This window comes from Ligilactobacillus aviarius, from assembly GCF_001654615.1.
GTDB classification, from domain to species: domain Bacteria; phylum Bacillota; class Bacilli; order Lactobacillales; family Lactobacillaceae; genus Ligilactobacillus; species Ligilactobacillus aviarius_B.
Genome location: NZ_LWUD01000032.1, coordinates 1 through 23,081, shown reverse-complemented (window position 1 = coordinate 23,081; position 23,081 = coordinate 1). Strand labels below are relative to the sequence as shown.

26 protein-coding genes and 1 riboswitch are annotated in these 23,081 nt (G+C 40.6%); of the genes, 22 read left to right on the top strand and 4 right to left on the bottom strand.

Annotated features, from left to right (window positions below; translation table 11 throughout):
- Positions 1-2: 2 nt before the first annotated feature.
- Positions 3-893, bottom strand: coding sequence for a metal ABC transporter solute-binding protein, Zn/Mn family (locus A3O17_RS05425; RefSeq protein WP_064213126.1), 891 nt, complete (start codon positions 891-893; stop codon positions 3-5).
- Positions 894-1,319: 426 nt separating this feature from the next.
- Positions 1,320-2,009, bottom strand: a complete 690-nt coding sequence (locus A3O17_RS05420) for an alpha/beta hydrolase family protein (protein WP_064208240.1) — start codon at positions 2,007-2,009, stop codon at positions 1,320-1,322.
- Positions 2,010-2,197: 188 nt separating this feature from the next.
- Between A3O17_RS05420 and rsmG the strand changes: the two genes are divergently transcribed.
- The 13 genes from rsmG (at position 2,198) to A3O17_RS05355 (ending at position 15,088) form a co-directional block, all read left to right on the top strand.
- The gene (rsmG, locus tag A3O17_RS05415) at positions 2,198-2,923 is read left to right on the top strand and encodes a 16S rRNA (guanine(527)-N(7))-methyltransferase RsmG (protein WP_064208239.1); all 726 of its coding nucleotides are present in this window, start codon (positions 2,198-2,200) and stop codon (positions 2,921-2,923) included.
- Between the two features lie 20 nt (positions 2,924-2,943).
- Complete coding sequence (noc, locus tag A3O17_RS05410) at positions 2,944-3,822, top strand: nucleoid occlusion protein (protein WP_064208238.1); 879 nt, start codon at positions 2,944-2,946, stop codon at positions 3,820-3,822.
- Positions 3,823-3,840: 18 nt separating this feature from the next.
- Positions 3,841-4,608: a ParA family protein gene (locus tag A3O17_RS05405; RefSeq protein WP_057827015.1), complete on the top strand. Its 768-nt coding sequence runs from the start codon at positions 3,841-3,843 to the stop codon at positions 4,606-4,608.
- Positions 4,598-5,470, top strand: coding sequence for a ParB/RepB/Spo0J family partition protein (locus A3O17_RS05400; protein ID WP_064208237.1), 873 nt, complete (start codon positions 4,598-4,600; stop codon positions 5,468-5,470). Before A3O17_RS05405 ends, A3O17_RS05400 begins: the two co-directional genes overlap by 11 nt.
- Before the next feature lie 31 nt (positions 5,471-5,501).
- Complete coding sequence (locus A3O17_RS05395; protein WP_057827013.1) at positions 5,502-5,690, top strand: DUF951 domain-containing protein; 189 nt, start codon at positions 5,502-5,504, stop codon at positions 5,688-5,690.
- Positions 5,691-5,704: 14 nt separating this feature from the next.
- Complete coding sequence (gene ychF, locus A3O17_RS05390) at positions 5,705-6,814, top strand: redox-regulated ATPase YchF (RefSeq protein ID WP_057827012.1); 1,110 nt, start codon at positions 5,705-5,707, stop codon at positions 6,812-6,814.
- Positions 6,815-6,857: 43 nt separating this feature from the next.
- A complete protein-coding gene (locus tag A3O17_RS05385) occupies positions 6,858-7,577 on the top strand; it encodes a DUF1129 family protein (protein ID WP_064208236.1) in 720 nt (239 codons plus the stop codon).
- 352 nt (positions 7,578-7,929) lie between these two features.
- Entirely contained in the window at positions 7,930-8,130 is a 201-nt protein-coding gene (locus A3O17_RS05380) for a helix-turn-helix domain-containing protein (RefSeq protein WP_057907160.1), read from the top strand.
- A 172-nt stretch (positions 8,131-8,302) separates the two neighbouring features.
- A complete protein-coding gene (locus A3O17_RS05375) occupies positions 8,303-9,265 on the top strand; it encodes a ribose-phosphate diphosphokinase (protein ID WP_064208235.1) in 963 nt (320 codons plus the stop codon).
- A 204-nt stretch (positions 9,266-9,469) separates the two neighbouring features.
- Positions 9,470-10,066: a L,D-transpeptidase gene (locus A3O17_RS05370; protein ID WP_404802650.1), complete on the top strand. Its 597-nt coding sequence runs from the start codon at positions 9,470-9,472 to the stop codon at positions 10,064-10,066.
- 108 nt (positions 10,067-10,174) lie between these two features.
- Positions 10,175-11,500: a C1 family peptidase gene (locus A3O17_RS05365; RefSeq protein WP_064213127.1), complete on the top strand. Its 1,326-nt coding sequence runs from the start codon at positions 10,175-10,177 to the stop codon at positions 11,498-11,500.
- A gap of 213 nt (positions 11,501-11,713) precedes the next feature.
- A complete protein-coding gene (locus A3O17_RS05360; RefSeq protein ID WP_064213128.1) occupies positions 11,714-14,362 on the top strand; it encodes a YfhO family protein in 2,649 nt (882 codons plus the stop codon).
- 30 nt (positions 14,363-14,392) lie between these two features.
- Complete coding sequence (locus A3O17_RS05355; RefSeq protein ID WP_064208232.1) at positions 14,393-15,088, top strand: sortase; 696 nt, start codon at positions 14,393-14,395, stop codon at positions 15,086-15,088.
- Between the two features lie 37 nt (positions 15,089-15,125).
- Here A3O17_RS05355 and A3O17_RS07930 read toward each other — a convergent pair whose 3' ends face one another.
- Positions 15,126-15,278 (bottom strand): hypothetical protein, encoded by a 153-nt coding sequence (locus A3O17_RS07930; protein WP_164477235.1) that lies wholly within the window; start codon positions 15,276-15,278, stop codon positions 15,126-15,128.
- A gap of 201 nt (positions 15,279-15,479) precedes the next feature.
- Here A3O17_RS07930 and A3O17_RS05350 point away from each other — a divergent pair, with 201 nt between their 5' ends.
- The 8 genes from A3O17_RS05350 (at position 15,480) to A3O17_RS05315 (ending at position 21,569) form a co-directional block, all read left to right on the top strand.
- Positions 15,480-17,867: an LPXTG cell wall anchor domain-containing protein gene (locus A3O17_RS05350; protein ID WP_064213129.1), complete on the top strand. Its 2,388-nt coding sequence runs from the start codon at positions 15,480-15,482 to the stop codon at positions 17,865-17,867.
- Positions 17,868-17,961: 94 nt separating this feature from the next.
- Entirely contained in the window at positions 17,962-18,288 is a 327-nt protein-coding gene (locus A3O17_RS05345; RefSeq protein ID WP_064207878.1) for a thioredoxin family protein, read from the top strand.
- Between the two features lie 16 nt (positions 18,289-18,304).
- The gene (locus A3O17_RS05340; RefSeq protein WP_064213130.1) at positions 18,305-18,694 is read left to right on the top strand and encodes a fluoride efflux transporter FluC; all 390 of its coding nucleotides are present in this window, start codon (positions 18,305-18,307) and stop codon (positions 18,692-18,694) included.
- Positions 18,694-19,053: a fluoride efflux transporter CrcB gene (gene crcB / locus A3O17_RS05335; RefSeq protein WP_064207876.1), complete on the top strand. Its 360-nt coding sequence runs from the start codon at positions 18,694-18,696 to the stop codon at positions 19,051-19,053. Before A3O17_RS05340 ends, crcB begins: the two co-directional genes overlap by 1 nt.
- Before the next feature lie 59 nt (positions 19,054-19,112).
- Positions 19,113-19,970 carry a DegV family protein gene (locus A3O17_RS05330; RefSeq protein ID WP_064213131.1) on the top strand — a complete coding sequence of 286 codons (858 nt, stop codon included), beginning with the start codon at positions 19,113-19,115 and terminating at the stop codon, positions 19,968-19,970.
- 56 nt (positions 19,971-20,026) lie between these two features.
- A riboswitch (PreQ1 riboswitch) is annotated at positions 20,027-20,071 on the top strand.
- A gap of 11 nt (positions 20,072-20,082) precedes the next feature.
- A complete protein-coding gene (locus tag A3O17_RS05325; RefSeq protein ID WP_064213132.1) occupies positions 20,083-20,577 on the top strand; it encodes a QueT transporter family protein in 495 nt (164 codons plus the stop codon).
- Positions 20,578-20,589: 12 nt separating this feature from the next.
- The gene (locus A3O17_RS05320) at positions 20,590-20,814 is read left to right on the top strand and encodes a DUF2829 domain-containing protein (RefSeq protein WP_064213133.1); all 225 of its coding nucleotides are present in this window, start codon (positions 20,590-20,592) and stop codon (positions 20,812-20,814) included.
- Positions 20,814-21,569 carry a 3-oxoacyl-ACP reductase gene (locus A3O17_RS05315; RefSeq protein ID WP_064213134.1) on the top strand — a complete coding sequence of 252 codons (756 nt, stop codon included), beginning with the start codon at positions 20,814-20,816 and terminating at the stop codon, positions 21,567-21,569. The genes A3O17_RS05320 and A3O17_RS05315 overlap by 1 nt, the downstream gene beginning before the upstream one ends.
- A gap of 33 nt (positions 21,570-21,602) precedes the next feature.
- Here the strand turns inward: A3O17_RS05315 and A3O17_RS05310 are convergent, their stop codons facing one another.
- Positions 21,603-21,992, bottom strand: a complete 390-nt coding sequence (locus A3O17_RS05310; protein WP_064213135.1) for a VOC family protein — start codon at positions 21,990-21,992, stop codon at positions 21,603-21,605.
- Between the two features lie 159 nt (positions 21,993-22,151).
- Between A3O17_RS05310 and A3O17_RS05305 the strand changes: the two genes are divergently transcribed.
- The gene (locus A3O17_RS05305) at positions 22,152-23,033 is read left to right on the top strand and encodes an ROK family protein (RefSeq protein WP_064207872.1); all 882 of its coding nucleotides are present in this window, start codon (positions 22,152-22,154) and stop codon (positions 23,031-23,033) included.
- The last annotated feature ends 48 nt before the right edge of the window (positions 23,034-23,081 follow it).

Genomic DNA, 23,081 nt, shown 5'->3' with positions numbered 1-23,081 from the left:
GATTACCTCTTTGTTTGAACGATTTTAGCGAGTTGATCTAATTCATTACTGAACCAGTCGATGTAATTCCCGCCTTTTGGCATTGTTTCGGTAACTTCGAGAACCGAAATGTTTTCTTTTCGGCAAAGGTCAGCAATGTTATCAACGATTTTGCTATCATCCTGTTTATTTAAAACGAAAAAGGCGATTTGGTGTTCTTTAATACTGTTTTGCAAGTCGCGAATATCAGTATATGACGGATCTGATCCTTCTTCGATTGCAAGGGCAAAATGGTTGTCGGTAACCTTAAAGCCCATTTTTTGAAGGGCGTAGTTAAAGACCGGTTCACTGACTGCGACGTTGGCATTTTGCTTCTCGTTTTTGATTTGATTCATTTTTTGGTTAAGGACGTTTAATTTCTTTTTATAAGCAGCCGCGTTCTTTTTGAAGGCTGCGGCGTCTTGAGGCAAAAGCCGACCGTATTGGACAGCAAGGGCGTCAACATACTTTTCGATGTTATCGGGATTGTACCATAAGTGTTCGTTATCGCCGTCTTTGGCACCAACGATTTTTCCAACTGAAAGAATTTTCCGGGCTTGCAGTTTATTGACCCAGGTATCATAGCCAACGCCATTTTCAATTACGAGGTTTGCCTTGGCAACCTTTTTGGCAGTTGCAGTTGTTGGGGTAAAGTCGTGCGGATCAACGTTGGGGCTGTCGATAATCGAGGTTACGGTCCCGTGACTGCCAAGAACTTCTTGGGCGATATTGCCGTAAAAGTTAGTCGTTGCAGCGACCTTGATCTTGTCTGCTGACGTTTTCTTAGTTGATGATTGCTTTCCGCAGGCACTTAAAGAAAAGGTCAGGAAAATTGCACCAACAGCTAATAAAAATAGTTTTGAAAATTTCTTCATTCAGTAGCTCCTTTAATGAAATTAGTAATGATTACTTTTTAGATAATAAAGGGGCAATCTGGACGTGTCAACCGTGAAAAGACCATCAAAACGGGATTACGATTTAGAATTTAAATTAAATTGTTGGTTTATCAGAAAGTGAAAAAAGAGGATTACGATTTAAATTTTTTTATTGATTTTTTTGTGAAGTGAAAAAAGAGTAAAAAATAACCCGCATGGGATGCAGGAAGACATAAAAAAACTCTGCATTATACATTGTATAGTGCAGAGAAAAAAGGAGTAAGTGATGATGAACAGAACTCATATTAACGTGAGCCGAATCTAGGGGGAGATGGAAGCTCACAAAGCTCTTTCATCAATATTTATATAGTACCTTGGTTTTAATTGAGTGTCAATCCTTTTTGGGAAATTTTTTATCTTTTTTGTTTATAAATGTTTTTGAATCTGTTTTTCAATGATTGTCAGTATATACGGGGTGTAAAAAGCATTGGTTCCGCTGGCAGTACTCCTCAAAATAAAATCCTGGACTTCATTTTGAAGACGATAGGCCTTGATAAATTGAGTCCGGCATGCTTCATCAAATGAATCAAGTTCGCCGTTATAGATAAACAACGCCGGCCGTTTATGCGACGGAATCATTGCGGTTAATTTGGCGTAATCCGTCTCACCGAATAAAAAGCCAGCCCGGAAACGTAAGGGGAGAACCCGCGGATCTTCAGCATTCCATTCAGGATCATTAGCAGTTAAAAGGGTAATTCCGCTTAGATCGGCTCCGCGCTTTTCGCCCCAGATGAAGATCCGGTTAGTGTCGATTGAAAATTGGGCGGCGTGCAAAAGCAAAAAGCGAATTGCAGATTTAATTTCGCCCACCTGATGATGCAGCTCCCCGGTTAATTGATCAGCTGCCATCATCGCAATTGTGAATCCATGGGCGCTTAACCGGGAAAGCGGAATGGGGTGAAGCTGTTCTTGGTTGTCCCCGATGAAAATAATCAACGGATTGAACTTGGCGGTTGGGGGAACAAGAACGTGAACAAAATGATGCGGTAAATATTCATGATTTAAGCTTAAGTGCGGAAGCTGTTCGGTGGTTGGTTCATTAAAAAATTCAGTCATTTAAATTCCTCATTTGATAAATTTCTACTATATAAGTATAGCGTAAAAAGAAATGAATAAAAATTCTCAAAGAAAGAGTCTGGTTCTGGAATTCACCTTGCTTTTAATGAGTAAATAAATTAAACTTATCAGTAGTGTGAAACATTGAAAAATTAAGTGTTTCACGAAGAACAGAGAAAGGAAATCCGATGACACCAGAAGAATTTAAACAGGAACTTGCACTTCATGGAATCATGCTTTCTGATAAGCAGATAAAACAGTTTGAAGATTATTACGAGTTGCTGGTTGATACTAATAAAGTTGTAAACTTAACAGCAATTACGGCGAAAAAAGAAGTTTATTTAAAACATTTCTATGATTCGCTGATCCTTGGAATTGAAGTTCCAGCTCTTCGGACGGAAGCAGTTACGCTTTGCGATGTAGGTGCTGGTGCCGGATTTCCATCAATTCCAATGAAAATTGCTTTTCCGCAATTAAAAGTGACGATCGTTGATTCATTGAATAAACGCATTAAGTTTCTTCAAGAATTAATTACCCGGCTGGGGCTGACCGATGTTGAACTGTGCCATGCCCGAGCGGAAGAATTCGCGGGCAAAAAGAGTAAGCATCGTGAAAGCTATGATTTTGTGACTGCCCGGGCGGTGGCCCGCATGTCCGTTTTAACAGAATTGTGTCTGCCACTGGTCAAAGTCGGCGGCCAATTTATTGCGCTTAAAGCCCAAAAAGCCGATCAAGAATTAGCTGATGCCCAGAAGGCAATTCAAGTTCTTGGCGGGCAGTTTAAACAAGATATTCAAACTGAATTGCCAGCCACGCATGATGAACGTCACTTATTGATCGTTGAAAAAGTTAAATCAACGCCAAAGCAATATCCGCGCAAGGCGGGTACTCCTGCACGGAATCCGATTGTTTAGACAATCAAAGGAGGAAAATTATGGCATTTTTATTTTGGGGTAAGAATAAAAAGAAGGAAAAGGATGCTGAAACCGCAACGCCAGATGTTGAACAGCAGCCTCGTCCAGAAGACCAGGTTGAAGAAATTGCGGTCAATCAGATCATTCCCAATCGCTTTCAACCACGGCAAATTTTTGCTCAGGAAAAGATCGATGAATTAGCGGATACGATCAAAGATCACGGGTTACTTCAGCCAATTATTTTGCGCGAATATGAACCTGGAAAATATGAAATCATTGCTGGTGAACGGCGTTTCCGCGCAATTCAAACGTTAAAGTGGGAAAAAGTCCCGGCAATTGTCCGGACAATGTCGGATACCGAAGCAGCTTCAATGGCGGTGATTGAAAACTTACAACGCGAAGAGTTAACCTCGATCGAAGAGGCTGAAGCATACCAACGATTACTTGATTTGAACAATTTGACTCAGGCACAGTTGGCCGAAGAACTTGGGAAAAGCCAATCATTTATTGCCAATAAGTTACGGTTGCTGAAGCTGAGCCGGCCAGTTCAGCAAGCAATCTTAAACCGTAAGATCTCAGAACGGCACGGGCGGGCGCTGGTTCGATTAGATAACGAACAACAGGCCAAGGTCTTAAAAGATGTTTTGAATAATCACCTTTCAGTTAAGGAAACTGAAAAGAAGGTCAACCGGATCGTTGTTCCCCGCATGAAGCCGAAGAACCGGCCGCAAATTAAAGGGGTTGCCAAGGATGTTCGACTGGCAGTCAATACGATCAAACAGTCAGTCAAGATGGTTCGTGAAACGGGAATCGACGTTCAGGTTGAAGAAGAGACCACCGATGACGTTCAAAAAATTGTAATTGAAATTCCATTAAAAAATAAAAATGAACGAAAATAGTGAAGGAGAGTGGATTAGATGGGACGCGTAATTGCACTTGCCAACCAAAAAGGCGGGGTTGGTAAAACCACAACGAGCATTAACCTTGGTGCTTGTTTAGCAAAATTAGGCCAGAAAGTATTATTGATCGATGCCGATGCCCAAGGAAACGCAACAAGCGGACTTGGAATTCGGAAAGCAGATATTAAAGCTGATGTTTATGATGTTCTGGTAAATGAAGTTCCAATGACGGATGTGATTATCCACACCAGTCGGAAGAACCTTGATATTGTTCCGGCAACGATTCAATTATCAGGTGCTGAAATTGAATTGACATCTCAGATGGCGCGCGAAAAGCGGTTAGCTGATGCAGTTGTGCCAATTCGGGACAGCTATGATTATATTTTGATCGACTGCCCACCTTCACTTGGAATGCTGACGATCAACGCATTTACAGCTTGCGATACGATTTTGATTCCGGTTCAAAGCGAATACTATGCTTTGGAAGGATTAAGTCAGTTATTAAATACGATTCAACTTGTGCAAAAGCACTTCAATCCAAACTTGAAGATCGAAGGGGTCTTATTAACGATGCTCGATGCCCGGACCAACCTTGGAAACGAAGTTGTTGAAGAAGTTAAACGGTTCTTTAAAGATAAGGTTTATCAAACGATTATTCCCCGCAACGTTCGGCTTTCAGAAGCTCCAAGTCATGGAATGTCAATCATTGACTATGATCCATCATCACGGGGAGCAAAGGAATACATGGCGTTAGCAAAGGAGGTCTTGGCAGCTCATGGCAAGTAAGAATAAAAAGGGACTTGGCCGCGGAATCAATGCTTTATTTGCTGATTTTGACGAAGAGAAAGAAGCAGATGAAAAGGTTGAAGAACTTCAACTTGATGAGATCCGTCCCAATCCTTATCAACCGCGGAAAAACTTTGATGAAGAAAATTTAAAAGATTTATCAGATTCAATTCGGAAAAATGGGGTCTTCCAACCAATCATTGTGCGCAAATCAAGCGTGATGGGTTATGAGATCATTGCCGGTGAACGCCGTTTTCGGGCTTCAAAATTAGCTGGCAAGGATTCAATTCCAGCAATTGTGCGGGCAATTGACGATGAACAAATGATGGAAGTTGCCGTCCTTGAAAACCTGCAACGGGAAGATTTAAGCCCGCTTGAAGAGGCTGAGGCTTACAGTACGTTAATGAAAAACTTGAAAATTACCCAGTCAGAGTTATCAGAACGGTTAGGCAAGTCCCGTCCATATATTGCAAACTATTTGCGTCTCTTGGATCTGCCCCGAGAGGTCAAAGCACTTGTTCAGGACGGTAAGTTGTCAATGGGCCAGGCCCGGACATTGCTTGCTTTGAAAGATAAAGATAAGTTAGTTGAACTTGCAAAGAAGACGGTCAAGGAAAACTACACGGTTCGTCAATTGGAACAAATCGTCAATGACATGAACGGGAAAAAGAAGGTCAAAAAGGACCGGAAAAAGAAACTTTCACCGTATCTTCTTCAAAGCCAAGACCGGCTTCAAGAAAAATTTGGAACGAAGGTTGCAATCAAAGCCAACGAAAAGACGGGCAAGGGTAAAATCGAGATCAACTACCTGTCAACGGAAGATTTTAATCGAATCTTGGATGTTTTAAACATTGAGTTGTAATCATGAATTAATTTATGAGGCGAGCTTTTAAATGAAAGATTATGATTTAAACGACATTGTTGAAATGAAAAAGGCTCATCCGTGCGGAACTAACCGCTGGAAAATCATTCGGATGGGAATGGATATCAAGATCGAATGCACGGGGTGCGGCCATATTGTAATGCTTCCCCGGCGTGAATTTGAACGCAAAATGAAGAAAATTTTAGAAAAAGCTAATTAGAAAGAGTGAATGAAATGGCATTAACAGCTGGAATTGTCGGCTTGCCAAATGTTGGAAAGTCAACGCTATTTAACGCAATTACAAAAGCAGGAGCAGAAATGGCAAATTATCCATTTGCGACAATTGATCCCAATGTAGGAATGGTTGAAGTTCCTGATAAACGGTTAGCGCGGATCGATGAAATCATCCCTGCCAAAAAAATCGTCCACACAACCTTTGAATTTACCGATATTGCGGGAATTGTTAAGGGGGCCAGCAAGGGTGAAGGATTAGGAAATAAATTCCTGGAAAACATTCGTCAATGTGACGCGATCGTTCACGTTGTTCGGGCCTTTGATGATGATAATATCACTCACGTTTCAGGAAAAGTTGACCCGATCGATGATATCAACACAATCAATCTTGAATTGGTATTGGCCGACCTTGAATCGATCAATAAGCGGTATACCCGGGTGGAAAAGGTTGCTAAAACAGGGCGCGATAAGGATGCCCAGGCTGAATTCGCTGTTTTGCAAAAGATCAAACCAGTGCTTGAAGAAGGAAAGCCGGTTCGTTCGATCGAATTTAACGATGATGAAAAGAAAATCGTTAAGGGCTTATTCTTATTAACTTCAAAGCCGGTCCTTTACGTTGCAAATATTGGTGAAGAAGATATGGCTGATCCAGACGGCAACAAATACATGCCAGAAATCAAGAAGTTCTTAGCTGAAAACGATCCCGGTTCAGAAGTTATTGGGGTTGCCGCTGGAACGGAAGAAGAAATTGCCGAAATGGATGATGACGAAAAGAAGGAATTCCTTGAAATGGAAGGCGTTGAAGAACCTGGCTTGAACCGGTTGATTCGAGCTTCATACAAGTTGTTAGGGCTTGAAACCTTCTTTACGGCTGGCGGAAAAGAAACCCGGGCTTGGACCTTCAGACACGGAATGAAGGCTCCGCAAGTTGCCGGAATTATTCACTCAGACTTTGAACGGGGCTTTATTCGTGCCGAAACTGTTTCGTTTGATGACCTTGATAAATATGGTAGCATGCAAGCCGTTAAAGAAGCCGGTAAAATGCGCCTTGAAGGAAAAGACTACGTGGTTCAAGATGGCGACATTATTGAATTCCGGTTCAATGTCTAAAATAAGAGTTTAAAAGTCGATTTCAGTTAAAGGAGGAACCATTGTGGCAGACGAAGATATTCGGCAAAAAAATCAAGAAGCAGCTCAACGTCAAGCAGAAACCCGTGAAAAAGAACGTCAGGAAAAAATGATCGAAATTAATAAGCAATTCGCGGATTTGACTAAACGGAATGCAGAGTACATGATCAAGTTAAACCGGGCGTTGAATGCTCAAGGGTATGATCCTGAAAAGAAAGCAACTGCTTTGAATGAAGTTTATGAAGAATTAAAAGTTAAGCAAAAACAAGGCTATACAGCTGCAAAGTTATATGGTCCGGCTGCTAAAAAAGCAGATGATATTATTAACGGACCGAAGCGGGAATTGGAAAACAAACCGCCAAAGTTCTGGGAATCAGCTTTGGATAACGGATTATTGATGTTCGTTATGTTCTGTGCAATGTACGGAATTTTAGGTCTGTTTTCAAAACGGCAAACGGCAGATGCTGGGTGGTTAACGATCGTTTCAACTTCTGTAATTGCCGGCTTAGGATTAGCAGGATTCTACAAGGTAATGAATAACCGGAAGGCCAAGCACCGAATCTTACGGGCAATTGGAGTCTTCTTAGGCTTATTGATCGTTTGGTTCGCTGCCTTTGCATTGATTGCCAAGATTCCGCCACAAGTCAACCCGGCCTTTACGCCGCTTGCTGATATCCTGTTTGCACTTATTGGTTTTGGTGTACGGTATCTGTTAAAGAAGAAATTGAATATTCGTTCATTCTAGAGTTTAAAGAGAGAGGTTGTGACACAAAGTCGCAGCCTTTTTGTTATATTCACATAATCGGGTTCCAAAACAAACGGAGCTACGACGCGAAGCTAGTGAAGTTCGAAAACCTCCGAATCTATGCTGCGCGATTCGTTCGCTTTTCTGCTTCCGCCACGCTCGTTTTTAACGTTTTGCCACCCCTTCCTTTTGAATATTATCATCAGAATTGGTACAGAAATTTTTTGCGCTTGTATACCTTGATTAGATTTTTTTAATTAATTGAGGTGTGTTAGAATTAAAACTAAAGGGGAAACAGTTTTATTAAGAGGTTCAAGATTAAAGTTTGATGAAAGAAATGGAGGAATATTTTATGGAATTAGGAAAGAATTTAGAAGAAGAGCGTGAAAGTTATCACTTTACCCAAAAAGAGGTTGCCGATATTTTACACGTTTCACGGCAAACCGTTTCAAACTGGGAACGCGATGTCAGCTATCCGGATTTGGAAAGTCTGGTATATTTAAGTGATTTGTATCACATCTCAGTTGATCAATTGTTGAATCATGCAATGTAAGAATTGAACGAGTCTTGATAAAACTGATTGCGGAGGTTGCACACATGAGCAGCCTCCTATTTTTAACCGCATTGTCATGTTTTCGTCATCTAAGCGTTCTTGACAAACGTCTGAAATACCATAGAATTAAGAAAGAACATAATGATTGCTGAATGCTGGAGGAAAGACATAAATGAATCAAGATAATGCCGGAATTAAACTGTTTGCCTTAAATTCCAACCCTGAATTGGCCCAAAAGATTGCCGATGATCTCGGAGTTGAATTAAGTGATACAACCGTTCATCATTTCAGCGACGGTGAAATTCAAATCAATATTGATTCGAGTGTTCGTGGATGTGATGTTTTTGTTATTCAATCAATTTCAGATCCAGTTAACGAAAACTTTATGGAATTAATGGTAATGATCGATGCATTACGCCGGGCTAGTGCCGGGACGATCAACTGTGTTATCCCGTATTATGGTTATGCGCGGGCCGATCGGAAGACCCGGCCGCGGGAACCAATCACCGCAAAATTGATTGCTAACTTTTTGACGATGGCGGGGGCTGATCGGGTGGTTACCCTTGATTTGCATGCCGGTCAATTACAGGGATTCTTTAATATTCCGGTTGACCACCTTTTAGCAATCTATAGTCAAGCTGATTACTTCAAGAAGAACGGCCTTGATAAGGATGTTGTGGTCGTTGCTCCGGATCATAGCAGTGTGAAATTGGCCCGGAATTTGGCAGAATGCCTGAAAGCACCAATTGCAATTGTTGATAAGCGGGATTCGAAACGCGTTGATAAAAATACGGATGTGATCGGTGACGTAAAAGGTCATCAATGCATTATCTTTGATGATATGATCGACACGGGTGCGAAAATGGCGGATGCTGCCGCTGTATTGAAACAGGCGGGGGCAACGGACGTTTACGGTTGTGCAACGCACGCAATTTTCTCCGGCAATGCAGTTAACGAATTGAAAAATTCAGAGCTTAAAGAGGTTGTTGTAACCGATACGATTCAGATGCCTGAAGAGAAGAAGTTTGAACAGTTAAGAATCTTATCAGTTGCACCGATTTTTGCAAAGGCAATTTCATTGATTTATCATAATCAATCAGTTGATTCATTATTTAACAAAAACGATAATATTTAAACAATGGGTTGAACGGAAAAAGCGAAAGTTTTACAGTGCTGTTCAACCCTTTGTATCTACTGGAGATAAAAGGAAAGCATGGAAAAACGAAGCGAATCGATTAAGCGTCGGCGACAAGAGAAACTGGCGAACATTAAATTTCGAAAAATTGATATTTTAATCTTAATAATGACGCTTCTTGGCCTTTTTGGCTATCGGCACTGTATGCATGTTGCTGATTATCACCAAATCGTGATCGAACAACAGGCCAAAGCGCGAGCTGCTAAAATTGCGAAGAAAAAAGCCGCAGCCGCAAAGAAACGGGCTGCAAAATCAGTAATGCGCACGCCAATCAATTGGAAGGAGTCTTCAGAAAAGGTTCCGTATCCCAATCTGAATAACGTTAAAAATTTCTGGATCAAAGTGGCGTTATTAAAGAACCGAACATATTTAATGTCGGGAAATAAAGTAATTTACACGATGTATTGCAGCGGTGGCCTTTTCCACAAGGATCCGAATACCGGAAAGATGGTCAGTGATACGCCGACGGGAACATACCAAATTCAACCGGAACGGGGCCAAAGTTTCTTCAATAATTCATTAAATGAAGGCGCAAATTACTGGGTTTCATGGAAGGATAACGGGGTTTATCTTTTCCACACGGTCCCAACAAAGAAAGATGGAAGTTACAATGTCCCGGAAGCTGAGAAGCTCGGGAAGCAACCGGCTTCGCACGGGTGTATTCGGCTGTCAGTTCCGGATGCGAAATGGATGATGCAAAATTTAAAGGTTGGAACAAAAGTTGTTGTTCAAAATGATTAGCAAAGTTGGGACGTCAGTCTCAACTTTTTATTTTTTAAATGTTGATATTTTGAATACGTATGTTAAAATACAATTAAATTAAAATTAGTTTTTGATGAAAGAAGGATCATGATGACAACGGAACAGGATATTACATATCAAGATCTGCAAAAATTTAATCAAGATTATGAACAAACCCCAGCATCGGCTTCACTTGGCCGGGCGGTTCAAGAAAACGGCGTAATCGCAGCCAGCCGCAACTATGCAGCCAAACGCGATCTAAACCGGGTATTTTCAATTGAAGTTGAAACTGGAGCAGTGACTGCGCAGAAAAAGAGTGGGCGTTGCTGGTTATTTGCAACGTTAAATACCATGCGCCATGAATTTGAAAAGAAATACAATGTTAAAGACTTTCAATTCTCACAAAACTATAATTCATTTTTTGACCGGTTGGAAAAGGCCAACCACTACCTTGAAGAAGTGATTCGGTTGGCTGATCGTCCAAGTGATGACCGGGAGTTACTTGATGTTTTGAACTGGAATGATAATGATGGTGGTCAATGGGCTAATGCAGCGGCATTGATCGATAAATACGGGGTTGTTCCGCAAAGTGTCATGCCGGAAACCTTCGCAAGTGATCAGACGAGCGACCTAAACTCATCATTAAATCTGAAACTTAGTAAGGATGCAATGCATCTTCGTGAAATGAAGGCAGCTGGTAAATCGGATGAAGAATTACGAGCATATAAAAAAGAAGCTTTAAGCGATATTTATCGGATGCTCGTTTACGCTTTTGGACAACCACCAGTTAAATTTGATTTTGAATATCGTGATCAAGATAAGAAGTACCACATTGATCGCGATTTAACGCCAAAGAGCTTCTTTGAAAAATACTGCAAGCGGAATTTTGACGATTATGTTTGCTTATTAGATGCACCCGATCATGAGATGAATCAAAAATATGGTCTGCCAAGCCAAGACTACATTTACAACGGCAAGCATATTGAATTCTTGAATGTGGGCACACAAGAATTGAAGGATGCTGTGATTGCGTCACTTAAAAATGGTGAAACGGTTTGGTTTGGATGCGACGTTTTACAAGATCTTGATCGGCAAAAAGGTTACCTTTCATCTGAATTCTTTAAACAGGGTGAATTGTTTAACGTTGACCTTGAATTAAGCAAAAAAGATCGCTTGATGTCACGTAACGGGGAAGTCTCTCACGCAATGACGTTTACGGGCGTTGATATCGTGGATAGCAAACCAACCAAGTGGAAAGTTGAAAATTCATGGGGAAGTAAAATTGGCGACCAAGGTTACTTTGTAATGTCAGATGAATGGTTCGATAAATACGTTTATGAAGTCATTATTAACCAAAAGTATATTTCAGAATATGCTAAGCAAGTTAACGGCCAGGCAAAGATTGATTTGCCAGCATGGGATTCATTAAGATAATTTGAAAAGAAAGGTTACGGCGATTGTCGTAACCTTTCTTTTTCTTAAATCGTGAGAGTAAGAATTTTTCGTTAAACAAATATTATTTTTTTAAGATTCATTATTAGGAATAATAGAAACCATTTAATCTATGGTACAATCATTAGATGAGTGATAAAGTTAAAAAGTAAAAAATTTTATCAAACAAATAACTATTATGGGGTGAGTTTAAACGTGAGAAAAAGAGAAAAGAAATCCTCGCGTAAAGTTTCGGATTCAAGCAAAAACACCCGCCTATTGCAATTGCTCTCGTTTGCATTGCCAATTTTGATTTTATTAGGGTACTTTGCTTACCGAAAGATGTTCCCGTTTGGAAATTCGTCAATTTTGACGGTTGACTTAGGGCAACAATATGTCGATTTTTATTCATTTTATCGAAACACATTGTTGCATCACTTCAGTCAATTCTTCTATTCATTCCAAAATGCGATTGGGGGCAGCATGTGGGGAACATGGGCATACTATTTATTCAGCCCGTTTAACTTAGTCTTGCTCTTTACGCCTGGGAAATGGATCACATTCGGAATTCTTTTGATTACCGTTTTAAAAGTTGGATGCAGTGGATGGGCATTCAGCAAGCTGCTTCTTAAAGAAAAGTGGCAAAAAGGATTTTTAGTTCCAGCATTTTCAATTGCATATGCCTTAAACGGTTTTGTAGTTGCAAATATCTTAAATATTATGTGGTTAGATGCACTGGTTTTCTTGCCACTGATGATCATCGGAATTGAAAATCTGATTGAACGGAAAAGCATGTGGGTCTACCCGGTATTTTTAGCAATTATTTTAGTTACAAATTATTACATGGGTTACATGATCTGCATTTTCGCAGTTTTATACTTTGCATGGACATATGTCCGCAACAGTGAAAAGATCCAGGAAAAGTGGAAGACGATTGGAAGCTTTATTGGCCGGTCGCTTCTTGGTGCCGGGATGGCAGCCGTCGCCTTATTGCCAACGTTCTTTAACATCATGCAGACCAAGGCCCAATATAATACCAAGTCATTCCAATGGAAATTTGATTACTCCCCATGGAAGATCTTACCGAAGTTCTTGGTTGGCGGGTTCAACTTTGACCAAATGCCAAAGGGAACGCCAAACATCTTCGTTGGGACTTTAGTTTTAATTGGATTTATCTGCTACTTCACATGCAAGGAAATCAAACTGAAAGAAAAAATCGCAACGATCGTTGTGAGTGCTTTCTTTGTTGTTTCACTTTGCTACCAACCACTTGATTTGTTCTGGCACGCAATGCAATTCCCTGTATGGTACCCATACCGGTTCTCATACATTGTCTGCTTCTGGATGATTCTAATCGCGGCGCGGGGATTATTGAAGATCACCCGGCTATCCCGGTTGCAGTTGATGCTCAGTGTGATTGTTCTAGGAGTAATCGTTGAATACAGCTTCTACAATATTAAGAAGTTTGGCTTCTTAAAGAGCACCAACATTGTGATCAGCAGTGTGATCATCATCGGATTCTTAGTATTATTCTCAGTTCCGATGAAGAAGTGGTTCAAGCTTTCATTACTGGCATTAACGACCGTTGAAATGGGAGCAAACGTTGCTTTGAGTTTGAATCCAATCGACTACGTCAAACAAAGCGATTTTGCCGGCTTTATTTCAAACTTAAACACTGCACTTGATGGAATTCGGCCAGGGAAGAATGAATTTTATCGAATCGGCAAAACATTTGAACGTTCAAAAGACGATCCAATGCAATGTAACTTCTATGGGACCGATGAATTTAATTCAATGATGGATCCGAAGACTTCAAACTTTATGAACGAAATTGGGGATTCATCCGGTGATAACTACACGGGTTACAGTAACGGGACGTTGTTCTCAGACTCATTCCTTGGAATCAAGTATATGTTGAATCAAACATCAGACACAAATGTCTTATCACCATATTCAACCCGGCTTGATTTGAGTAATGATAATTTAGTGAATGGAACTAACACGATCAATATTTATAAGAATCCGTACGTCTTGCCAATTGGTTTTGCCGCAAGTCCGGATATCTTGAATGTTAAGTTACAATCTGCCCAACCAATTCAAAATCAAAACATGATTGCGGCTGGCTTGGCAGGCAACAAGAAGCTGAAACTCTTTAAGTCGTATAAAGATTTAAGCGTCGTTTACAGCAACTTGAAGGATGAAGGAAACAATACGTATACCAAGGTCGATGGTAATCAGGATGCAACAATTCAAATGCCATTTACACCAAAGACAAACGATCCATACTACTTAACGATTGGACCAGCATTTGCCAATAATGGTAACTTGAATTGTTCATTCACAATTGGTGATCAACAGTTGACCCAAACCGGGGACTTTAACTCACCAATGATCTTGAACATTACTGGCGGCGGTCAAAAAGATCAAAAGCAAACATTGACGATGACATTGACCAACAATAGTTTGCAACTTGACAGCTTTGGGTTATATCACCTTGATATGAGTAAGTACAAGTCATTAATGAATGATTTGAACGAACACCCATTGAAGCTTGATCACTTCAGTAATACGAAGATTAGCGGAACAATCGACGTTCCAAAACATGAATTGATCATGACAACGATTCCTGCTCAAACTGGTTGGCACGTTAAGGTTGATGGCAAGACAGTTAAACCGAAGAAAGCTCTTGATGAATTCTTAGCAGTTCCTGTCAGTGCTGGAAAACACCAAGTTACGTTCACATACCGGACACCATACTTGTTCCTCGGAGCAATCGTATCGGTTGTAAGTATCGGAATTTTAGTTGTTTTGAAAAAGAAGGAAGATTCAACCGTTCGTCAATCAGAACCTGAAACGACGAAATAGTAAGTGTAAAAATGAAAGGGGTAACTCACGATGGCAGAATCAAGAAGTAAAAAACATGGGAAAGTAAGAAAAACCCTTGTAAGTATTTTAGTTATTTTATTGGTATTGTGCGGCTTAGCATTGATTTTTAACGAACAAATCAAATCATTTGTTGTTAACCACATTTCAACAACCGCATTAAACAAGCCAATCAGCAGTTCAAAGCCGAAGAAAGGGCAATTCGATTATGATGCTGTTCGTCCGGTTGATACAAAAGATGTTGCTAAGGCCGCAACCTCAAATGCAGCGGGATCAATTGGAAAAATTGCAATCCCAGATGTCGGCATTCACTTGCCGGTCTTCTACGGTTTAGCTCAAAGCAATTTGATGCGTGGGGCTGGAACGATGAAGCAAAATGAAACGATGGGTGAAGAAGGTAACTACTGCCTTGCCGGCCACCACATGGAAGATAACAACATTTTGTTTGGACCATTAGCAAACATTGGCGTTGGGGCCAAGGTATATTTGACAGACGGAAAGAACGTTTATACTTACAAGGTTACGTTGAAGAAGATCGTTAATGAAGATCAAGTTCAATGGCTAAATGATGTCCCAGGTCAAAAGTTATTAACATTGGTAACCTGCTCATCCGGAACTCCTGGAGTTAAGACCCGGATCATTGTTCGCGGCGAATTACAACAGGTTCAACCAGCAAATAAGAGCACTTTGAAAGTGTTTGATAAATAAGAATGAAAAAGCTATGGCTTTGGCCATAGCTTTTTTGTTACTTTGATTTTGGAACGACGCAGTGTCCGTTGCATGCGCATTTTTGATCATCGATCATCGGACAATGACAAATTCCGTCCTTACCAGCACATGGACATCCGGCAGTACATTGCATGCCATTCGTGCAAAGCGGTGCATTTTGGTTTTCCATCTTTTTCGCCTCCTAGTTAAGATCGTAGCATTAATAATTAAAAAAGATCGGGTAAAGTTTAAAAAGTTTATAAATAAGTCTTATTAAAAATTAAATTCCCAATGTTAACGGGGGATTTTTGATAAAATGATAAGCATAGGTTATTAAAATTCGAACAATAATTAATATTAATAATGAGTAAGATTACGAGGGAGGACCAATTTGAAGAAACGAAATTATCTTTTATGTTCATTAACTTTGACGGGAATGCTGGTAGCAGGAAGTTTGGCCCCGGCTGTGAATGCGACGACGGTTGCGGTCAATCAGCAAGCAACCCAAACGTCCGGCAGTTCCCTTCAAGGACAGCTGGATCAAGCAAAGGCTAATTTACAAGCTGCGCAAACGAAGGTGAACACAGCTCAAAGTCAATTAAATACAATTAATCAACAGGTTAAGGATAATAGCGATAAGTGGCAAGCATTAGATAAGCAGCTTGAAGAGCTTGATAACAAATTAGCAAGTTTAAATAGTAGTTCAAGCAGTATTAGCAGTGGAACGACAGATCCACGCGCTGAAATTGCGAAGCAAATTCAACAAGTGCAAACTGAATTGAAAAAGGTTCAGGCCCAACATTCAACATTAGCGCAGCAACAGCAAACCGCTAAGACAAACTTAAGTGCAGCTCAGCAACAACTGGCAACTGCTCAAAAAGCCTACGATCAAGCTAAGCAAGCATTTGATGCCGCTCAAGCCAGCAGTACGGTTTCAAGCAGCGCTTTGAATGGAAGTTCAAGCGTTGCAACCAGTGGAAGTTCCAGTGCGGTTCAGGCTTCAAGCAGCTCGGCAACAACAAACAGTACGATTTCATCAAGTACGGGTTCAAGTTCGACAAAATCAAGCTTAAAAGGGTCAGTTAGTACCTCAACGAGCTCAAAATCTTCAAGCTCAAGTTTGACACCGCAAGAACAGTTGAAAGATGCTCAACAAAAGCTTGCGGATGCAAAGAAAAACTTGCAATCAGCGCAAACAAATTATGATAATGCAACTCAAAAGGCACGGAGTTTGAGTCAGCAATGGCAAGACTTGGATAATAAGGCGATTCAATTAGAAGACCAGTATTATCAATTAGCAGATAAAAATACTGCAGATGCCAAGCAAATGTACCAAGAAATTGTTAAGTTACAGACCCAGGTTTCAAATACTTACCAGCAATATACTGCTGCAGTTAAAGCACAACAAGCTGCGAAAACAGCTCTTGATAATGCGAAAAGTGCAGTTGCAAGTGCGCAACAAGCAGTTGATAAAGCTCAGGCAGCATTGAATGGAACCAGTTCTTCAAGCTCAAGTAAACATTCATCATCATTGAGTAAAAGCAGTTTAAAATCATCGAGCAGTAGTAAGAAGAGTTCAAGTGTGAAGAGCTCGTCAAGTAAGAAGTCAAGTTCAAGCAGTAGTGAAAGTTCATCAAGCCAGAAGTCGAGCTCAAGGGTTGAAAGTTCATCAAACAAGACTTCAAGCAGCAAGCAATCAAGTATTTCAAATGGTGCAAGCAGCCAAGTGAAGTCATCAAGTAGCAAGAAGAGTTCAAACATTGAAAGTTCATCAAGCAAGGCTTCAAGCAGCAAACAATCAAGTACTTCAAGCAATAAGAAGAGCTCAAGCATTGAAAGTTCATTAAGTAAGGCTTCAAGCAATAAGCAGTCAAGTACTTCAAGCAGTGGTAAGAAGGACTCAAGCATTGAGAGCTCATCAAGTAAAGCTTCAAGCAGCCAAGTGAAGTCATCAAGTAGTAAGAAGAGTTCAAACATTGAAAGCTCATCAAGCAAGGCTTCAAGCAGCAAACAATCAAGTACTTCAAGCAGTCAAATGAAGTCATCAAGCAGTAAAAAGAGTTCAAGTGTTGAGAGCTCATCAAGCACGACTTCAAGCAGTAAACAATCAAGTACTTCAAGCAGTGGTAAGAAGGACTCAAGCATTGAGAGCTCATCAAGTAAAGCTTCAAGCAGCAAACATTCAAGTACTTCAAGGAGTACAAGCAGTCAGCTGAAGTCATCAAACAGCAGTAGCAAAAAGGGCTCAAGCATTGAAAGTTCATCAAGTAAGGCTTCAAGTAGCAGTAAGAAAGACTCAAGTGTTTCAAGCAATGGAAACAGTAAGAAGAGTTCAAATGGTGGGGATTCATCGAGAAAGACTTCAAGCAGCGAATTAAGTGGCAAAAATTCATCAAGCAGCTTGAAAAAATCATCAACTCAAGATCCAGTAGATCCTGGAACAAAGGGCTCAGGCTCAAAATCAGCTTCGTCAAACGCTGGATCACATAGTTCAAAGAAGACGGCTGATCCGGATAAAAATGTTGCTGATCCGGGAAATAAGAGTTCATCATCTTCAATGAACTTTGCTAAAAATGAGGATCCAGCAGCGAAGAATTCAAATGATTCAGCTGTTCAGGGACAAACAGGTGCAAAGCAGTCAGATGTTTCAAAAGCGAATGCTGATAACCGGAAGTTGCCAGCAACGGGTGAACAACGCGGAATTTTAACAGCAGTTGGGGCTGCGATTTTGGCTGGTTTGGGAGCAATGATTCCTTTCAGAAAAAAGAGCGATAAATAATAAACGATAAAAGGTCGGGATTTCCTGGCTTTTTATATTTCTCAAAGAAGAGTAGAATAAGAGGATATGTTATAAGATTTAAGGAAGTGGAAAAATGGCAGTTACGATCACTGATCAAAACTTTGCTGAAGAAACAGCTAGCGGATTAGTTTTGCTCGATTTTTGGGGCGATTGGTGCCAACCGTGCAAGATGCTTGATCCGGTTCTTGCACAGCTTGAAAGTCAATTCGGCAACCAAATTAAGTTTGCTAAGGTTGATGTCGGGCAATTCCGGGAACTTGCAGAACAATTTGGAATTCAAAATATTCCGACCCAAATCTTATTTGTTGATGGTCAAGCCAAGGAGAAGATTACGGGATACCGGCCATTCAAACCATTTGAAGATTATCTTCGTCAAAAAATCGATCAATATCTAAATTAAAAGGAAGAGTTTTAAAATGAGCGACAAGGTAAAAAACTATTTGAGCGTTGCTTTTTTTGCCTTTTTTGGCGGAATCAGCAGATATTATTTAGGAAAAATTTGGCAAAGCAGTGGAACAATCGTTGCTAATTTGGCAGGATGCTTTTTGTTAGCCTTTCTGACGTATTATGTAATTGAACGCGACTTGCTTGCTGGATGGCTGAATGTCGGATTAGGGACCGGCTTTATTGGGGCATTTACGACCTTTTCTTCATTTACAGTTGATTTTATGAAACTGGTGAACGCCCATCATTTAATTCATGCGATGGTTTATTTAAGTATTAGTATTCTAGGCGGCTTTTTATGGGTAACTCTCGGCTATGTTTTAGCAAGCCGGCTTGTTAAGAAGGAAAAGGGTGAATTTTAATGATTTGGATGTTAGGTTTAGGCGCAAGCGCCGGGGCATGTGTTCGGTATTTTTTAACGAATTTGATCAAAAAACACGTTAAGGGCTCATTTCCATTAGCAACGTTCTTTTTAAATGTTTCAGGAGCCCTTGTTTTAGGATTCGTTGTTGGAATCAAACTCAAGACATTCCCGTATGCAATCCTTGGAACTGGCTTTTTAGGCGGCTACACAACCTTTTCAACGTTTAATACGGAATTGTTTGCGTTACTGGACGATCATAACTATAAAATGGCGTTGTTATACGGAATATTAAGTTATGTGATTGGAATTAGCTTTGCGTTTTTCGGGTTTATGCTTGGCCAGCATTTGATGGGTTAATATGGTAAGATAGTTAGTGATGTTTAGAATTGAAGGATTAATGAATTGGATGGTAAGAAATGAAAACTGCGATTCTGACAGATAGCGCGGCGATTATTGCTCCTCAAATCAAGCATAAATTAGCAATTAAAACGTTGTCGTTACCGTTATTGTTAAACGGCAAGCGATATTATGAAAAGTATGACTATGATCGACAACAGGTTAAGGCAATGCTTCGTGAAAAGAATTCGTTTTTAATGTGCGGTCAGGTGTCAGTGACAGCGATTGATGAATTTTTGAATGAACTGATCGATAAGAGTTATACGGATGTTATCTGGGTTTACCTGGATAATGATATTAGCGGCCTAGGAAATAACTTGCGCTCATATCAACAACGCCATGATCAAATCAACATTCATCTGGTTGATTCGTATTCAATGGGAGTTGCAGAAGGAAATTTAGCGGTATTAGCGGCAAAGTTGGTTGGGCAAGGAAAAGACTGGAATGCAATTGAACCGATTTTGAAAGAGGTTCGGAATAGTTATCGGACCGTGATGATTTTAAAGAATCTGCGGCATATTTCGACTACTGGATACGTTAAGAATGGAGTCTTTCCGATTCAGAAAACGATTTTTCGCCCGCAAACGTTGATGCGCTTTAATACGCAGGGACAGCTTGAAGTTCAAAGTGCTTATTTGCAGCATAGCAAACTTTCCCGGACGATTCGGCGGATGATCATGCCGGCGTATCAAGAAATGGCAGGGCAACTTCAAATTACAATCACCGCAATTCGAACCCGACATAACGATCAAGTGATTTCACGGTTGATCAAGGCAATCAACCGCACATTTCCGGCTGCCCAAATTAAATTATATGAAATGAACCTTTCGATGATTGCCCATATCGGAACGGATGGGATCGTCATCAGTTGGGGTTAAGTTTAAGGATCAGGGATGGTGAATTTGTCATCGTTTCTGATTTTTCTTATACTAAAACATGAGTGGTTCGCGAAAATCCCACTTAAAAAAACTAGAAAGAGGTTTGATACCTGTGAATAATCAAAAAAAACAGTCCTTAGTTAGTTTAACTAAGGCCGGCATCGTTGCGGCACTGTACGCAGCGTTAACGCTTGGGTTGTCGCCAATTAGTTATGGCGCAATGCAAATTCGGTTATCTGAAATTTTTAATAACCTTGCCGTTTTTAATAAACGTTATATTTGGGCATTAACGATTGGATGCGCAATCGCCAATCTTAATTCACCGCTTGGAATTGTTGATATTGTCTTTGGTTCCCTGGGGACCCTTTTAATGACAAGTTTGAGTTATTTTTTAAGCCGGCGGGTCAAATCAACGGCCGGTAAGCTCGCAATTGCAGTGGTTGTATGTACGTTGATGACCTGGACGGTTGCGCTAGAATTGCATTTCGTAAATCACCTTCCGTTTTGGCCAACGTACTTAGCGGTTGCAGTCGGTGAATTCATTTCAATGGTGATTGGTGCAGTAATTTTTGGAATTTTAAGTAAACGAATTGATTTAACAAAGTAATGGAGGATCAAGATGACATTTGAAGAAGTTTTACCAGAATTAAAAAAAGGTAAAAAGGCCGTTCGGACAGGTTGGGGCGGTTCGGAAGAATACATTTTCGTAGTTAACGATGATACTTTAAACGGTGAAGCAATCAATCCATATTTGATGATTCGGACAAAGGAAGAACCGGCATTATCGCAATTTATGCCGACCTCATGCGATGTTTTAGCTGAAGATTGGAAGTTGGTTGACTAATGAATTTATATCCGGAATTTGAAGGAAAGGTCGTTGTTATTACGGGGGTTTCATCTGGAATCGGCTTTGAACAGGCCAAGGCTTTTTTGGATGCCGGGGCCAAGGTTTTCGGAGCTGACATTCAAAATGGCGGTCAGGTATATGAGTTGAATGATCACGGAAACTTTAACTTTACGAAATGCGATGTGAGCGATCCGCAAGAAATTGAGGCCTGGTTGAATCCGATTATCGAAAATAACCAAATTGATATTTTGATCAATACGGCCGGGATTCTTGACGGCTATGCCCCGACTTTAGAGACGACCGAAGATCAGTGGGACAAAATTTTTGATACAAATTTGAAGAGTATTTTCAGAATCACGAACCTGATCTTACCACAGATGCTTGAAAACGGTCATGGAACGATCGTCAACATGGCATCGATTGCTGGCATGGTTGCCGGTGGTGGCGGAGCAGCATATACAGCTGCGAAATTTGGAATTATCGGTTATACAAAGCAATTGGATTATGACTACGCAGCGAAAGGAATTCGGGCAAATTGTATTGCGCCCGGGGCAATTGAAACCCCAATGAATGCCAAGGACTTTGAGGAAGACGATGGCAAGATGGCTAAATGGGTTGCTGATCAAACCCCAGCAAAGCGTTGGGCTCAACCAGAAGAAGTGGCTGCATTGACCATGTTTTTGGCAAGTCCGCGAGCTGATTACATTCATGGAACAGCGGTTCCAATCGATGGCGGTTGGTTAGAAAAATAAAGTGACTGCCTGGGATTTCCAGGAACAGCCACTTTATTTTTTATATGAAGCAATTTCAATTAAATTGTTATCCGGGTCGGTAATGTAAATTGAAGTCATTTCGCCTTCAGACCCCATCTTCTTTTCAGGACCTTCAACGATGTTTACAAAGTAACTTTTAAGGTGGTTTTCAACATCATTAATGTCATCGCCGACAACGATGCACAAATCAGCCGCTCCAATCGTTGGATGATCAGCTTTTAATTCGGTTGGCCGGTCGTTCTTTTGAAGCCGAATCAACTGATGACCGCACCGTAATGTAGTGACATTTTCATCGGTTTGATCTTCAATGACAGGCATGTCGAAGACTTCGTGATAAAACCGCGTTGCTTGCGGAATATTGCTGACAGTTAAAACGATATGGTCAAGACGCCGAACACGCATATGGGTGCTCCTTTCTAGAACAAATAATTAAACACATAATATTATACACAATGCAACTTGATTCGTTAAAAAATTGGTTAATAATTTTGAAAGCGTTTATTTTAAAACGCTTTTGTTTTATAATCATAAATGTGAATATAACAAATAAGGAGAAAGCATATGGCAAAGAGATATGGTGCAATTGAAGCCGGCGGAACAAAGTTTGTTTGTGCTGTCAGCGATGAAAATTTAAACGTTTTAAAGCGGGTTAAAATTCCAACAACGGTTCCAGCTGAAACAATGAGTGAAGTTTTCAAGTTTTTTGAAGAAAACCCATGTGATGCAATTGGAGTTGGTTCATTTGGCCCAATCGATGTTAACCGCAATTCAGATACATATGGTTACATTACAACAACGCCTAAGGAAGGCTGGGCAAACTATGATTTCCTTGGCGAAATGAAGAAACGGTTCGACGTTCCATACGCATGGACAACGGACGTTAACGTTGCGGCATACGGCGAATTAAAGCGCGGGGCAGCTAAGGGCTTAGACAGTTGCGTTTACTTAACTGTCGGAACTGGCGTTGGCGGCGGTGGCGTCGTTAACGGCAAATTACTTGAAGGCTTTGGTCATCCTGAAATGGGCCACATGATCATGCGGCGTCACCCGGATGACAAGTACGAAGGTCATTGCCCATATCACAAGGATTGCCTTGAAGGATTAACAGCTGGCCCAGCAGTTGAAGCCCGGCACCACGGTGTGAAAGCATATGAAATCCCAAAGGATGACCATGACTGGGAAATTGAAGCATATTACCTTGCTCAAGCCTGCATGGACTTGACGGTTGTTCTTTCACCAGAAATGATTATTTTTGGTGGCGGAGTTTCAAAGCAAGAACAACTCTTCCCAATGATGCGGGAATCATTTAAGAAGCAAATGAACGGCTACTTAAAGACACCTGACTTGGATAAATACATCGTTCACTGTGCATTAGGCGACGATGCTGGAATCACCGGATGCTTACTTTTAGCACAAGAAGAAGCCGAAAAAGCAAATAAATAGCTTACAAATAAAAAACGAACTGATTTTTTGAAGTGCAAGACAAAAGTT

Excerpts from the sequence above, each read along its gene's own strand:
- A3O17_RS05425 (WP_064213126.1), bottom strand. The coding sequence starts at position 893 with ATGAAGAAATTTTCAAAACTATTTTTATTAGCTGTTGGTGCAATTTTC.
- A3O17_RS05420 (WP_064208240.1), bottom strand. The coding sequence starts at position 2,009 with ATGACTGAATTTTTTAATGAACCAACCACCGAACAGCTTCCGCACTTA.
- rsmG (WP_064208239.1), top strand. The coding sequence starts at position 2,198 with ATGACACCAGAAGAATTTAAACAGGAACTTGCACTTCATGGAATCATG.
- noc (WP_064208238.1), top strand. The coding sequence starts at position 2,944 with ATGGCATTTTTATTTTGGGGTAAGAATAAAAAGAAGGAAAAGGATGCT.
- A3O17_RS05405 (WP_057827015.1), top strand. The coding sequence starts at position 3,841 with ATGGGACGCGTAATTGCACTTGCCAACCAAAAAGGCGGGGTTGGTAAA.
- A3O17_RS05400 (WP_064208237.1), top strand. The coding sequence starts at position 4,598 with ATGGCAAGTAAGAATAAAAAGGGACTTGGCCGCGGAATCAATGCTTTA.
- A3O17_RS05395 (WP_057827013.1), top strand. The coding sequence starts at position 5,502 with ATGAAAGATTATGATTTAAACGACATTGTTGAAATGAAAAAGGCTCAT.
- ychF (WP_057827012.1), top strand. The coding sequence starts at position 5,705 with ATGGCATTAACAGCTGGAATTGTCGGCTTGCCAAATGTTGGAAAGTCA.
- A3O17_RS05380 (WP_057907160.1), top strand. The coding sequence starts at position 7,930 with ATGGAATTAGGAAAGAATTTAGAAGAAGAGCGTGAAAGTTATCACTTT.
- A3O17_RS05375 (WP_064208235.1), top strand. The coding sequence starts at position 8,303 with ATGAATCAAGATAATGCCGGAATTAAACTGTTTGCCTTAAATTCCAAC.
- A3O17_RS05370 (WP_404802650.1), top strand. The coding sequence starts at position 9,470 with ATGCATGTTGCTGATTATCACCAAATCGTGATCGAACAACAGGCCAAA.
- A3O17_RS05365 (WP_064213127.1), top strand. The coding sequence starts at position 10,175 with ATGATGACAACGGAACAGGATATTACATATCAAGATCTGCAAAAATTT.
- A3O17_RS05355 (WP_064208232.1), top strand. The coding sequence starts at position 14,393 with ATGGCAGAATCAAGAAGTAAAAAACATGGGAAAGTAAGAAAAACCCTT.
- A3O17_RS07930 (WP_164477235.1), bottom strand. The coding sequence starts at position 15,278 with ATGGAAAACCAAAATGCACCGCTTTGCACGAATGGCATGCAATGTACT.
- A3O17_RS05345 (WP_064207878.1), top strand. The coding sequence starts at position 17,962 with ATGGCAGTTACGATCACTGATCAAAACTTTGCTGAAGAAACAGCTAGC.
- A3O17_RS05340 (WP_064213130.1), top strand. The coding sequence starts at position 18,305 with ATGAGCGACAAGGTAAAAAACTATTTGAGCGTTGCTTTTTTTGCCTTT.
- crcB (WP_064207876.1), top strand. The coding sequence starts at position 18,694 with ATGATTTGGATGTTAGGTTTAGGCGCAAGCGCCGGGGCATGTGTTCGG.
- A3O17_RS05330 (WP_064213131.1), top strand. The coding sequence starts at position 19,113 with ATGAAAACTGCGATTCTGACAGATAGCGCGGCGATTATTGCTCCTCAA.
- A3O17_RS05320 (WP_064213133.1), top strand. The coding sequence starts at position 20,590 with ATGACATTTGAAGAAGTTTTACCAGAATTAAAAAAAGGTAAAAAGGCC.
- A3O17_RS05315 (WP_064213134.1), top strand. The coding sequence starts at position 20,814 with ATGAATTTATATCCGGAATTTGAAGGAAAGGTCGTTGTTATTACGGGG.
- A3O17_RS05310 (WP_064213135.1), bottom strand. The coding sequence starts at position 21,992 with ATGCGTGTTCGGCGTCTTGACCATATCGTTTTAACTGTCAGCAATATT.
- A3O17_RS05305 (WP_064207872.1), top strand. The coding sequence starts at position 22,152 with ATGGCAAAGAGATATGGTGCAATTGAAGCCGGCGGAACAAAGTTTGTT.